Origin of the sequence: Neptuniibacter sp. CAU 1671, assembly GCF_029222905.1 — a bacterium.
Classification (GTDB): domain Bacteria; phylum Pseudomonadota; class Gammaproteobacteria; order Pseudomonadales; family Balneatricaceae; genus Neptuniibacter.
The window spans coordinates 88,956-101,280 of sequence record NZ_JARHUE010000003.1 but is presented as its reverse complement, the minus strand read 5'-3'; the positions used below and the strand labels follow the sequence as shown (position 1 = coordinate 101,280).

The window sequence follows — 12,325 nt, the reverse complement described above, 5'->3', positions numbered from 1 at the left end:
ACTCTGTAATACAACCCTATCCAAGGAGGTAGCTCCATGGATCATCCCGGCGAACCACTCTCAGGCAGCGCTGCAGTAATTGTCCTCCATTTTGAAGAAAAGCTGTTACCCAAAGCCTTTGACCTCAGGGACCGGCTTGACCAGGGCGAACGTTTGAACGATGTTGATATCGCCTTTCTCAACCAGCTGTTGGGGCAGGTACATAACCTGCAAACACTTGCCCATTCTGAACCCAAAATCCAACGCTTTGCAGCCGGCGTCGTCAGCCTTTACCATGAACTGACCCGTGCTGCGCTGATCAATCAGGGCGGCGCTTCCAATGACACCGGGTAAGGCACCGGCTTCTGGAGCAAACAGATGTATCAACCCAGTCCCATTTTTCTGCAAGACCCAGCCCCGCAACTGCCCGATCACAAAAAAGAACATGACCGCCTGTCCGACAAAAGCGATTATGAGAAAAAGTTAAAAAAGTGGCAGAAATCTCTGCTGGAAGTGCAGCAGGCCTACTTTCATCAGGGCCAGAGAGCCATCCTGGTATTTGAAGGTTGGGATGCCAGCGGTAAAGGAGGTGCCATCCGTCGTATTACCGAACGTCTCGATCCCCGGGGCTTTACTGTGCACCCGATCAGCGCTCCAACGGCTGAAGAACAGGGTCGCCACTACCTTTATCGTTTTCAGGCCCGGCTGCCTGAACCCGGCTCTATCGCCATTTTTGACCGCTCCTGGTATGGGCGGGTACTGGTAGAGAGAGTTGAAGGATTTTCCACCACCGAACAGTGGCAAAGGGCCTATCAGGAGATCAATGAGTTTGAGCGTACCCTGGCCGATGATGGGGTACGTATTATCAAGCTGTTTATGCACATAACACCGGAGGAGCAACTGAAACGCTTTCGTGAGCGGCTGAACAATCCGGTAAAGCGCTGGAAACTCACCACAGAGGATATTCGCAACCGGGAACGCTGGCCGGACTACAGCGATGCTATCAATGACATGTTCCGTTATACCTCCACCCAAACCTGCCCCTGGCAGATTATCCCAGCCAATCATAAATGGTATGCCCGGATTGCCGTGCTCAAGACGCTGGTTGAGCAACTCGGCGCCGGTATTGATATGGCTCCACCTCCACTGGACCCTGAACTTATCGAAGCCGCCATCCAAAGCCTTGGCATCAAGGTCAATGACACTGACTAAACAGGTTGCGTCTTAAAGCAATACATCATTGCCCTTGTCGTCCGGCGCAGCTGTTGCAAACAGCCGCAATACCGCAGCAGTTTTACCGGAACGCTCTGCAGAACAGCGCGAACAATCGCTGGCCTTCCTGAAACTGAAACATATCTGCAACAATTTATCTGCATGATGTCGGACATGACAAAAAAGGAGAAAAGAGATGAATAAAGAGACCCTGCATCGCCATTTAATTCAGCTACTGAATAACGGCTACAGTGAAGACGAGATCCGCTCACTGGTTATTGCACCTCATGCCCTGATTGATCAGGTGATTGCCGAGTTCCGCCAGCAGCAACAGACCATCACTCGCCAACAGCGGAGTCAGCAGTCTCAGGCAGCCTTTGCCATGCGACTGAAGCACTAATTCCTCAAGTCTTACCCCCCTCTGCACACTCCTTAAGCAGCATTATGTTGCTTGGCTGTTGACAAAAATTTCATTTCCTATTCAGATACGGTTCAAGCAGCCTGTTGTATTAAACACCCTGAGAAGTGAAAACCGCCCTTAAGAAGGCACACTGATCTTAAATCCATCAGCAACAAAGGAAAATTACAATGAAAAAAGCACTGATCGGCGCAGCTGTTGCTGCCATGTTGTTGCCAGTAGCAGCCATGGCAGAGCGTGATGGCGCAACCGTATACAACACCAAATGTGCTGCCTGCCACGCCAGTGGTGTTGCGGGAGCACCTATGGTTGGCAAAGCTGATGAGTGGGCCCCACGCGCCGCTCAGGGCCTGGATGTACTCTACACCCACGCTGACCAGGGTCTGAATGCAATGCCACCACGTGGTATGTGCATGGATTGTACAGACGACGAACTGAAAGCTGCGATCAGCTTCATGGTTGAAAACTCCAAGTAAGCAACCCGCAATAAAAAAAACCGCCCAAAGGCGGTTTTTTTGTGTCTGTAAATCAGAAGATATCCTGCGGTTTCAGGTCCAGCAGTTCTGCATCCGGATCATCCGGCTGAGTCGCCTCAATTTTTTCCAGTGATTCCTGATCACTGCCTTTTTGTACAATGATCTCTACCCGCCGGTTCCGGGCGCGGTTATCACGGGTGGTGTTAGGTACCAGCGGTTTGGTATCGGCGTAACCCATGATCCGAAAACGCGCCTGATCCATCCGGGAATCCGCAAACAACTCATGGGCAACCGCCAGCGCACGCGCTGCAGAAAGATCCCAGTTCGACTCAAACTCCTGCCCGGAGTATGGAATGTTGTCACTGTGGCCCTCGATATCCACCCGGCCTTTCACTTCCAGCAACACATCACGGATCTTGGCCAGCACCGGAATCGACTCATAGCGCAGGTCCGCTGAGCCGGAATCAAACGAGCCTTTTTCCTTGATACGAATGATGATCTTTTTGCCGTCGGTTTCAACCTCGACACTGCCATCACCGATCTCACGGGCCAGTGCCGTCGCAAACTCTACCGCTTCCTGACGCGCCTCCTGCTCCATCATCTCCTGCAGCTGTTCCAACTGCTCCTGGAGCTTATCCTTGATATCGGCTTCATCAATCTTGGAGCGAATATCCAGAGTGTTCATATCATTATTAATGGTCATCTGGCGGATTTCGTTCAACGGTGTCGGTTCGGGCCGACCCGGACTGAATTCCTGCGCGATGATCGAGGTACCCTTGGGGATATCTTCTACCTTAATCTGGTTTTGTACGCCAAACGCTTCACGCATAGAGCCTGCGAGCTGCTTGAACTTGAGTACATCCATTTCAGAAAAGGAGAGCAGCAATACGAAGAAACACATTAACAGCGACATCAGGTCGCCGAAGGTCGCCAGCCAGGCAGGCAACCCCGGGGGACAGGGTGGACATTCGTGTTCGGTATCGTCGCTCATCAGGTCTCTGCTCCGAACTTAGCCTTCGGCGGTCTGGCGTTTATTACCCGGCAGATAATTACGCAGCATCTGCTCAATCACACGCGGGTTCTGGCCCGCCTGAATCGCCAGCAAACCATCAATGATCAGGGCATTATTTAATGCCTCTTCGTTGCGACGTACCTTAAGTTTGTCTGCAATGGGCAGACAGATCATATTGGCCATCATGGCACCATAAAGCGTGGTCAGCAGGGCCACCGCCATCGCCGGACCGATGGATTTAGGATCACTCATATTCGAGAGCATCTGCACCAGACCCACCAGCGTACCGATCATACCCATGGCCGGGCCCACATCACCCATCGCACTGAAAATTGTGGCACCAAATTCATGCCGATCAGTGGTCAGCTTGGCTTCTTTATTCAGCAGTGTTTTAACCACTTCAGGGTCATGCCCGTCCACCAGCAACTGTATACCGCGCTGCATAAAGTCACTGCTGACCTGCTTATCCTCCAGAGACAACAGGCCGCCTTTACGCGCCGCATCAGCCAGATCAACCGTTTCAGCGATAATGTCTTCTGGGTTAACCGACTTGAACATAAAGGCTTTGGCAGCGACCTTGCCTGCCGCCAGAAACTGACCCAGGGTGTATTTCATCAGTACAACAAAGATACTGCCACCCACCACGATAAGCAGAGAAGGCGGGTTGACGAAAATACCGACATCACCACCCATAACCATGGCAGCAACGACAATACCAAATCCACCCAATAAGCCGACGAGTGTTGCAATATCCACTCAGTGCTCCTTCATCATTTCTGGAGAAGAATGGGGACAGGTGCCCCAAAAATAAGATGGTCAATCATAGCAAAAATGTAGGACCATTCATCTGGTAAGAATGTATAACGGCAGATTTTCCGTATAATTGACGCTGGCATTTGCAAAACCGTTGCTTTACAGCGCTTAACCGGCGTCGGAAACAACCCGAACTACCCCTGCCACTGCCCAAAAACCGAAAAGCAGAGATTATGGCCCGCAAAAAAAACACGCCCGATTTTGAACATTCGCTTGCCGAACTTGAGGCACTGGTCAGCCAGATGGAACAGGGCGACCTGTCGCTGGAAGATGCACTCAAGGCCTTTGAAGATGGCGTGCAACTGACGCGTCAATGTCAGACTATCTTGAATGACGCCGAGCAGAAAGTGCAGATGCTGGTCGAAAAAAACGGCGAACTCACCAGCCAGCCTTTTACGCCTGACGAGGATGCCTGACGTTGAACATTCAGGCTCGTCTTACCCAGTGCCAGCAGAGAATTGATGCCTACCTCGCTGAGATGATTCTGCCGCAGGGCATCGAACCCCGCCTGCAGGAGGCGATGCGATACAGCCTGTTTAATGGCGGTAAACGTATTCGCCCTGCCCTGATATATCTGGTCAATCAAATGCTGGCCGGTTTGGATGAGCAGGCCGACGTTGCCGCCGCTGCCATCGAGTGCATTCACAGCTACTCGCTGGTGCATGATGATCTGCCCGCCATGGATGATGACGATCTGCGCCGTGGCAAACCCAGCTGCCATATTGCCTTTGATGAAGCCACTGCAATTCTGGCGGGCGATGCCCTGCAATGTCTGGCTTTTGAACTGCTTAGCAATACCGAACTGCTGTCACCTGAGATTCAGCTAAAGCTGATCCGCACCCTCAGTGAGGCCGCGGGTTACCGCGGCATGGTAGCAGGACAGGCGTTTGATCTGAGCCATGTCGGTCAGGCGATCTCACTCGATGAACTGGAAGCGATGCATCAGCATAAAACCGGTGCTTTGCTCAAAGCTGCCGTTCTAATGGGGGCCCAGTGCAGCGGCAAAGCCAGCAGCGCACAACTGCAAGCCCTCAACCAATATGCCACCGCCATCGGCCTGGCCTTTCAGGTACAGGATGACATTCTGGATATCGAAGGCAGTGCCGAACAGATTGGCAAACCCGCCGGTTCCGATGAAGCCCGACACAAACCGACCTATCCGGCGTTGCTGGGTCTTAACGATGCCAAAGCGCTGCTGGCATCATTACATCAGCAAGCACTTGAAGCTCTCGCCGACCTGCCCAACAGCGAAGCACTGGCAGAGCTGGCGAACTTTATCGTGGCACGAGACCACTGAACCATGTTTCATTCGATCCCCGATCAGCGCCCGAACACGCCTCTGCTGGATCAGATTGACCAGCCAGAGCAGCTGCGTCAGCTGACCCCGGCACAGTTACCGCAACTGGCCGAGGAACTGCGAGCCTATCTGCTCTACAGCGTGGGCCAGAGCGGCGGGCATTTTGGCGCGGGACTGGGTGTCATTGAGCTGACCATTGCGCTGCATTTTCTGCTGCAGACCCCGGATGATCACCTGGTCTGGGATGTAGGCCATCAATGTTATCCGCATAAAATACTGACCGGGCGGCGTGAAGCCCTGACCCGTATTCGCAAATCAGACGGCCCCTCACCCTTCCCAAAACGGGATGAAAGCCCCTTTGACAGTTTTGGCGTTGGACATTCCAGCACCTCCATCAGTGCCGCACTCGGCATGGCACTTGCCGATCGTCAACTTGGACGCAACAACAAAACCGTTGCCGTAATTGGCGATGGCGCCATGACCGCAGGCATGGCGTTTGAAGCACTCAACCATGCCGCGCACACCCATGCGAATATGCTGGTCATCCTGAACGACAATGATATGTCGATCTCCCGCAATGAGGGCGGACTGGCGACTTATCTGGCGAAGAACCTGAAAAACCAGACCGCGGGAGATACCACAGCCGCCCTGTTTGAAGCCCTGGATTTTGAATACTCAGGTCCCGTGGATGGTCATGATTTTGAGGTATTGTTACCCGTTCTCGCTGCTGCTCTAAACCGCACCGGCCCCCAGTTCCTGCATATCATCACCCGTAAAGGCAAAGGTTTTGCCCCGGCTGAAGCCGATCCGGTGGGCTATCACTCACTGACAAAAATCGAGCCGATTCGCGGTCGTAAACAGCCTAAAAAACCCAGTTTCTCGAATATTTTTGGCCGCTGGATCTGCGCCACTGCCGAGACAGATCCGACCCTGTGCGCCATCACTCCGGCGATGCGCGAAGGCTCTGACCTGGTCGCATTTTCCGAACAGTTTTCGGACCGCTATTTTGATGTCGCCATTGCCGAACAGCACGCTCTGACACTCGCCGCCGGCATGGCCTGTGAAGGACTCAAACCCGTCGTCGCCATCTACTCCACGTTTTTGCAGCGGGCCTATGACCAGTTGATTCATGATGCCTCCCTGCAAAAACTTGACCTGCTGCTGGCCATCGATCGCGCCGGTCTGGTGGGCGAAGACGGTGCCACCCATGCGGGCTGTTTTGATCTTGCCATGCTGCGTTGTCTGCCGGATGCCGTGATCATGACACCGGCGGACGGAGACGAACTCAACGCCATGCTCACTCTGGGCCATAACACCCCCGGGATCGCCGCTGTTCGCTACCCCAGAGGTGCGGTACCTGAGCCGCTGTCAGCAGACACGGCGCCGCTGGTTTTGGGACAGGCACGATTGATCCGTCAGGGTAGAGAGGTGGCGTTACTCAATTTTGGTCCTCTGTTACAGACCGCCGCTCAGGTCGCTGAACAGTTTAATTACACACTGGTGGATATGCGGTTTGTAAAACCACTGGATGAAAGCATGATCCGCTCTCTGGCTGAACAGCATAATCTGCTGGTCACGCTGGAGGATCATGCAGTGATGGGTGGCGCCGGAGAGGCGGTCAGTGCCTGCCTGCACCGGGAAAATCTGAATGTTGACCTGTTGAGCCTTGGCATTCCGGATCGCTGGATCTCCCACGCATCACGTGCAGAACAGCTTCAGGCCTGCGGCTTGGACCCACAGGGTATCAGCGCAGCTATTCAGGTACGACTCAAATAAGGTCTAGATCAGCCAGACCAGCAATTGCAGTACGACTGCAGCATAAACCCCAGCCAGCAGATCATCCAGCATAATGCCAGTACCGCCGGATACCCGACGGTCAGCCCAGCCAATCGGCCAGGGTTTGGCAATATCAAACAGCCTGAACAACAGAAAACCCAGCACAATCCAGAGCCAGCCCGGCGGGGCAAAGGTCATGGTCAGCCAGAAACCGACAAACTCATCCCAGACAATGCCACCGTGGTCATGTACGCCAAGATCTCTGGCTGTTTTGCCACACAGCCAGATACCAATCAGCGTCGTAGCCAGTAACATCAGCAGATACCAGGGCAGATCCAGCTGCTGCAAACAGAGGTAAGGGATCACCGCCGCCAACGTACCAAACGTACCCGGGGCTTTGGGCACCGCACCACTGCCGAGGCCAAATGCCAGAAAGTGCACAGGGTTACGCCATACCGAGGCAGGGCAATGTTTACTCATAGGGAGTCCTTGGAGACAGAAAAGTGATCATAACCGGTACAGGTCAAAGATATGGGGTTACCCTGTTCAAGCAGCTTAATCCCGGTTTCAGCGGTAATCCGACCAATGGGCGTAATGTCGAGCCCTTCTGGCAGTTGCCCCAGTAACTGTTCCGGCAGGGTGAAACAGAGTTCAAAATCCTCACCTCCGCTCAGCGCCCAGTTCCGGCAGGTTTCGGCATCGAAACAATTTTGCAGAGAGGCTGAGAGCGGCAACCGGTCGCAGTTTATTTCCGCACCACACTGACTGGCCTGCAGAATATGACCCAGATCGGCCAGCAGACCGTCGGAAATATCAATACAGCTTGTGGCAAAACCACGCAGGGTTTGACCCAGCTCGAGGCGTGGTGAGGGTGCATAAAAACGCTGCTGCAGCTCAGCAACGTCGTTATCGACAGACTGCTGCTTGAGCAGTGTTTCAAGTCCTGCACGACTGTCACCCAACGTGCCACTCACCAGTACCAGATCACCGGGCCGGGCGCCTCGGCGCAACAGGGCCTGTCCAGCAGGCACAAAACCGTGTACCTGAGCACTCAGGGCCAGGTGACCACGAGTGGTATCACCACCCACCAGACTCAGACCCCATTGCTGACAGGCATCAAACAGCGCCTCAGAGAAGGCAGAGAGCCAGTCAGAATCGGCTGTTGGCAGGGTCAGGGCAAGGGTCAGCCAGGCGGGCTGAGCGCCCATGGCGGCGAGATCGCTGACCGCCGCGCCCAGCAGGCGCCGGGCGATCAGGTCAGGTTTTGTAGCAGGAAGAAAATGGGTACCCTCTACCAGGGTATCGATGGACACCACCAGTTGCTGACCGTCTGGCGGTTGCAACACAGCACAGTCATCACCCACCCCCAGCACTACCGAAGGATCGGCTGACTGCCGACTGAAAAAGCGGCGGATCAGCTCGAATTCACCCATATCAGCGTTTGGCCCGCACCTCTGCGCTGCGTACCTTCTGCGCCAGCTTATCCAGCACACCGTTAACATAACGATGGCTGTCGGTGGCACCAAAGATTTTGGCCAGTTCAACGCTTTCGTTGATTGCCACGCGGTAAGGCACTTCAATCCGTTTCAACAGTTCGAAACTGCCGATGCGCAGAATAGTAAGTTCAATCGGGTCCAGATCTTCGACACTGCGATCCAGATAGTCGCTGAATAGCGTATCAAGCTCAGATTTGGACGCCGCAATACCGTGCAGCAGTTCGCCAAACAGTTTCACGTCCGTATCACGCATATCATTTTCAACGCGGAACTGAGCTTCAATTTCATTCACCGGCTGACCCGCCATCTGCCATTGGTAGAGCGCCTGCAGCGCATAGCTGCGGGCCTGACGGCGCTGGGTAGTCAGAGATGGTTTTTTGGCTTTTGCCGGTTTTGGGGTAGGCTCGCTCATTCCCGATCAGACCTCAAGCTGCTTCAGCAGGCTGACCATTTCCAGCGCTGACAGGGCCGCTTCTGCACCCTTGTTACCCATTTTGGTACCGGAACGCTCAACCGCCTGCTCAATGCTGTTTACGGTCAGGATGCCGTTGGCGACAGGGATATCATATTCCAGAGAAACCTGCGCAACACCTTTAGAGCTCTCGCCGGAGACATACTCAAAGTGAGGTGTGCCGCCGCGAATCACTGCACCCAGCGCGATGATCGCATCATCTTTTTTCTGAGCCGCCAGACGTTTAACCGCCAGCGGAATCTCAAACGCGCCCGGAACACGTACCACTCGAATTTTGTCTTCGCTGACACCGTGACGCTTCAGCGTATCCAGTGCACCTTCCAGCAGGCTTTCAACGACAAACGCATTAAAACGACCAACCACGATGGTATAGTTGCCATCCACGTTGACGAAATCACCTTCATAGGTTGTTACAGCCATTCTGTATCCACCTTAGTCTTCACAGGGAATATATTCTTCAATCTCCAGATCAAAACCGGAGATCGCGTTAAATTTCATCGGCGAACTGAGCAGGCGCATTCGGCGCACGCCCAGATCACGCAGAATCTGAGAGCCAGTCCCCACGGTCAGATAAACACCGGAGGAGCTGACATCATTGGTTTTGGTGCGCGGACTGCGGTTGAGGGCCACATCCAGTGCAGTGCCCAGATCATAACGCTGTCCGGTATCCAGCAGCACCACAACCCCTTTACCCTCTTCAGCGACCTTCTGTAGCGCACGACGCACAGTCCATTTGGTTTCATCGCCGGTTTTAGCGCCAAACAGATCACGCAACACCTCGGTACGGATATGAACACGCACCATGGTGGGGTCTTCCGGGGTCACATCACCCATAATCATCGCCAGATGGGTACAGCCCTGAATCTCATCCCGGTAGGTCACACACTGGAAGTCACCATATTCAGTAGGCAGGGTAACTTCGGATTCCCGCACCACGGTGTGTTCGTTGGTGGTCCGGTAGTGGATCAGATCCGCGATGGTGCCAATTTTCAGATTATGTTTCTGGGCAAAAAGCTCCAGATCTGGACGACGCGCCATGGTGCCATCATCATTCATGATCTCAACAATGACGGAAGCCGGGGTATAACCCGCCATACGCGCCAGGTCACAACCGGCTTCGGTATGTCCGGCCCTACTCAGCACGCCACCAGGACGCGCCATCAGCGGGAAGATATGACCGGGCTGCACAATGTCAGACGGTTTGGCATCGTGTTTTACTGCCGTGCGCACAGTGTGGGCGCGGTCAGCCGCGGAAATACCGGTGGTAACACCCTCCGCCGCTTCAATCGACAGGGTAAAGTTGGTTGAGAACTGGGCGCCGTTACTCTGCACCATCAGCGGTAACTGCAATTGTTTACAGCGCTCGCGGGTCAGGGTCAGGCAGATCAGACCACGGGCATGGGTGGCCATAAAATTGATATCTTCAGCCCGCACCATTTCGGCGGCCATCACCAGATCGCCTTCATTCTCACGGTCTTCATCATCCATCAGAATGACCATCCGACCCTGGCGAATATCTTCGATTATCTCTTCAGGTGTATTGAGTTCCATATCTATCCGTCATCCGCATCAGCGGTGCATAAATCCAGCGGCCGCCAGCTTTTCCAGCGTCAGGCCCTGACTGTTGTTATCGTTATGATCCGGCTGCACGCCAATCAGGCGCTCCAGATATCGAGCAATAATATCCACTTCCAGATGCACCTGTCGCCCCGGAGTGTAACTATCAAGGATGGTTTCCTGCGCCGTATGCGGCACGATATTCAAAACAAAACCATCAGAGTCAACCTGATTCACTGTCAGGCTGACGCCATCTACGGTGACTGAACCTTTGGCCACCAGATATCGCTGCAATGAGGCAGGTGCAGCGATGGTCAGACGGATGGAGCGGCCATCTTCTGTACGAGATACCACTTCACCCACACCATCCACATGGCCACTGACAATATGGCCACCAAAACGGGTGGTGGGCAGCATCGCCTTTTCAAGGTTGACCTTCTCACCCACTTTAATGGTCGCAAAACGGCTATGACTGAGGGTTTCACGGGACACATCCGCCACAAAACCATCTCCCGGCAGCTCCACCACGGTCAGACAAACACCGTTGGTGGCAATACTGTCACCAAGACAGACATCCGCCAGATCCAGTTTGCCGGTGCGCACATACAGCTTAAGATCACCGCCCACTTCATTGACGGCGGCAATTTCACCGATTGCTTCAATGATGCCGGTAAACATCAGACACCCTCTCCGTATACAGGTCGCAACACCAGTTTATGGTCATCGCCCAGCCAGCGGCTGTCGAGACGTTGTAACCGAACCTGCTGTTGCATTTTAGCCAATGGCAGCGCCAACAGCGGGCGGGCTTCACTGCCCATCAGCGTCATCGCCTGATAGATCACCAGCTCATCCGCCAGTTTTTGCTGCAAACAGGCACCGGCCAGTGTGGCGCCGGTTTCCACCAGCAGCTCATTCACCTGATGTTCCGCTGCCAGCCATTGCAGCAGTGGCATCAAAGGTACCTGCCCCTGTTCATCCGCTGGCAAACTAAACACCTGTGCGCCCGCTTGCTTGAATGCTTCAATACGCTCGGCTTCATCCGAACAGGTTACCAGCAGGGTCTGCCTCGGCTCTTGTAAAATTTTGGCATTCAGCGGCATACGCAGTTTTGAATCCAGCACCACCCGCAGTGGCTGGCGCTGCGCTATAAATTCTGCATCCGGAAGGTTTAGCTGCTCACTGCGCACGGTCAGGGCGGAATCATCCATCAGAATCGATTCCACACCGGTCATAATGGCCGTGCTGCGCGCCCGTAGCTGCTGTACATCGGCCCGGGCTGCGGGGCCGGTTATCCACTGAGACTCACCCGATGCCATGGCCGTGCGACCGTCCAGACTGGACGCCAGTTTAATCCGCACAAACGGCAGTCCGGTCTGCATCCGTTTGATAAAACCCGGGTTTAAGCGTTCAGCCTGAGCTTGCAACAAACCACTTTCAGCCTGAATACCCGCCTGTTTAAGCCGCTCAATGCCACGCCCCGACACCTGTGGGTTGGGATCCACCATCGCGGATACAACCCGTGTCACACCTGCTTTAATTAATGCATCAGCACAAGGCGGCGTGCGGCCATGATGACAGCAGGGCTCCAGTGTGACATAGGCCGTCGCACCCCGGGCTGCTTCTCCTGCCTGGGCCAGCGCATTAACCTCAGCATGACCCTCTCCGGCCCTGCGGTGATAACCTTCGCCAACAATCTTATTGCCCACCACCAGCACACAGCCTACACGAGGATTCGGATCTGTGGTCCAGGTACCCTGCGCCGCCAGTTGCAGCGCGCGGGACATATAGATGTGATCAGCCTCACTCCAGCCTGACAT

General features: G+C 54.4%; 16 protein-coding genes. 7 read left to right on the top strand and 9 right to left on the bottom strand.

Annotated elements, in window-relative coordinates; genetic code table 11:
- Positions 1–36 precede the first annotated feature (36 nt).
- The 4 genes from P2G53_RS06475 (at position 37) to P2G53_RS06460 (ending at position 2,085) form a co-directional block, all read left to right on the top strand.
- Positions 37–333 (top strand): hypothetical protein, encoded by a 297-nt coding sequence (locus P2G53_RS06475; protein ID WP_275815454.1) that lies wholly within the window; start codon positions 37–39, stop codon positions 331–333.
- Positions 334–357: 24 nt separating this feature from the next.
- Positions 358–1,191, top strand: coding sequence for a PPK2 family polyphosphate kinase (locus P2G53_RS06470; RefSeq protein ID WP_275815453.1), 834 nt, complete (start codon positions 358–360; stop codon positions 1,189–1,191).
- Positions 1,192–1,387: 196 nt separating this feature from the next.
- Positions 1,388–1,591, top strand: coding sequence for a hypothetical protein (locus P2G53_RS06465; RefSeq protein WP_275815451.1), 204 nt, complete (start codon positions 1,388–1,390; stop codon positions 1,589–1,591).
- Positions 1,592–1,779: 188 nt separating this feature from the next.
- A complete protein-coding gene (locus P2G53_RS06460) occupies positions 1,780–2,085 on the top strand; it encodes a c-type cytochrome (protein WP_275815449.1) in 306 nt (101 codons plus the stop codon).
- A gap of 52 nt (positions 2,086–2,137) precedes the next feature.
- Here P2G53_RS06460 and P2G53_RS06455 read toward each other — a convergent pair whose 3' ends face one another.
- Together P2G53_RS06455 and pomA are read right to left on the bottom strand one after the other, a co-directional pair.
- Positions 2,138–3,076, bottom strand: coding sequence for a flagellar motor protein MotB (locus tag P2G53_RS06455; RefSeq protein ID WP_275815447.1), 939 nt, complete (start codon positions 3,074–3,076; stop codon positions 2,138–2,140).
- 18 nt (positions 3,077–3,094) lie between these two features.
- Positions 3,095–3,853, bottom strand: coding sequence for a flagellar motor protein PomA (gene pomA, locus P2G53_RS06450; RefSeq protein WP_275815445.1), 759 nt, complete (start codon positions 3,851–3,853; stop codon positions 3,095–3,097).
- A gap of 230 nt (positions 3,854–4,083) precedes the next feature.
- Here pomA and P2G53_RS06445 point away from each other — a divergent pair, with 230 nt between their 5' ends.
- From P2G53_RS06445 to P2G53_RS06435, 3 genes are read left to right on the top strand one after another with little or no spacing between them, the layout of a single operon-like run.
- Entirely contained in the window at positions 4,084–4,326 is a 243-nt protein-coding gene (locus P2G53_RS06445; RefSeq protein ID WP_275815443.1) for an exodeoxyribonuclease VII small subunit, read from the top strand.
- 2 nt (positions 4,327–4,328) lie between these two features.
- A complete protein-coding gene (locus tag P2G53_RS06440) occupies positions 4,329–5,207 on the top strand; it encodes a farnesyl diphosphate synthase (protein ID WP_275815441.1) in 879 nt (292 codons plus the stop codon).
- A gap of 3 nt (positions 5,208–5,210) precedes the next feature.
- Complete coding sequence (locus tag P2G53_RS06435; RefSeq protein ID WP_275815439.1) at positions 5,211–6,983, top strand: 1-deoxy-D-xylulose-5-phosphate synthase; 1,773 nt, start codon at positions 5,211–5,213, stop codon at positions 6,981–6,983.
- A 3-nt stretch (positions 6,984–6,986) separates the two neighbouring features.
- Here the strand turns inward: P2G53_RS06435 and P2G53_RS06430 are convergent, their stop codons facing one another.
- Genes P2G53_RS06430 through ribD form a run of 7 tightly spaced genes read right to left on the bottom strand, consistent with a single transcriptional unit; the run spans position 6,987 to position 12,325 of the window.
- Complete coding sequence (locus P2G53_RS06430) at positions 6,987–7,463, bottom strand: phosphatidylglycerophosphatase A (RefSeq protein ID WP_275815437.1); 477 nt, start codon at positions 7,461–7,463, stop codon at positions 6,987–6,989.
- Positions 7,460–8,416, bottom strand: coding sequence for a thiamine-phosphate kinase (thiL, locus tag P2G53_RS06425; RefSeq protein ID WP_275815435.1), 957 nt, complete (start codon positions 8,414–8,416; stop codon positions 7,460–7,462). Before thiL ends, P2G53_RS06430 begins: the two co-directional genes overlap by 4 nt.
- 1 nt (position 8,417) lies before the next feature.
- A complete protein-coding gene (nusB, locus tag P2G53_RS06420; protein ID WP_275815433.1) occupies positions 8,418–8,891 on the bottom strand; it encodes a transcription antitermination factor NusB in 474 nt (157 codons plus the stop codon).
- A gap of 6 nt (positions 8,892–8,897) precedes the next feature.
- Positions 8,898–9,371, bottom strand: coding sequence for a 6,7-dimethyl-8-ribityllumazine synthase (gene ribE, locus P2G53_RS06415; protein ID WP_275815431.1), 474 nt, complete (start codon positions 9,369–9,371; stop codon positions 8,898–8,900).
- A gap of 12 nt (positions 9,372–9,383) precedes the next feature.
- On the bottom strand, positions 9,384–10,502 hold the full coding sequence (gene ribBA, locus P2G53_RS06410; RefSeq protein ID WP_275815429.1) for a bifunctional 3,4-dihydroxy-2-butanone-4-phosphate synthase/GTP cyclohydrolase II: 1,119 nt from the start codon (positions 10,500–10,502) through the stop codon (positions 9,384–9,386).
- An 18-nt stretch (positions 10,503–10,520) separates the two neighbouring features.
- Positions 10,521–11,186 carry a riboflavin synthase gene (locus P2G53_RS06405; RefSeq protein ID WP_275815427.1) on the bottom strand — a complete coding sequence of 222 codons (666 nt, stop codon included), beginning with the start codon at positions 11,184–11,186 and terminating at the stop codon, positions 10,521–10,523.
- Positions 11,186–12,325 carry a bifunctional diaminohydroxyphosphoribosylaminopyrimidine deaminase/5-amino-6-(5-phosphoribosylamino)uracil reductase RibD gene (gene ribD / locus P2G53_RS06400; protein WP_275815425.1) on the bottom strand — a complete coding sequence of 380 codons (1,140 nt, stop codon included), beginning with the start codon at positions 12,323–12,325 and terminating at the stop codon, positions 11,186–11,188. Before ribD ends, P2G53_RS06405 begins: the two co-directional genes overlap by 1 nt.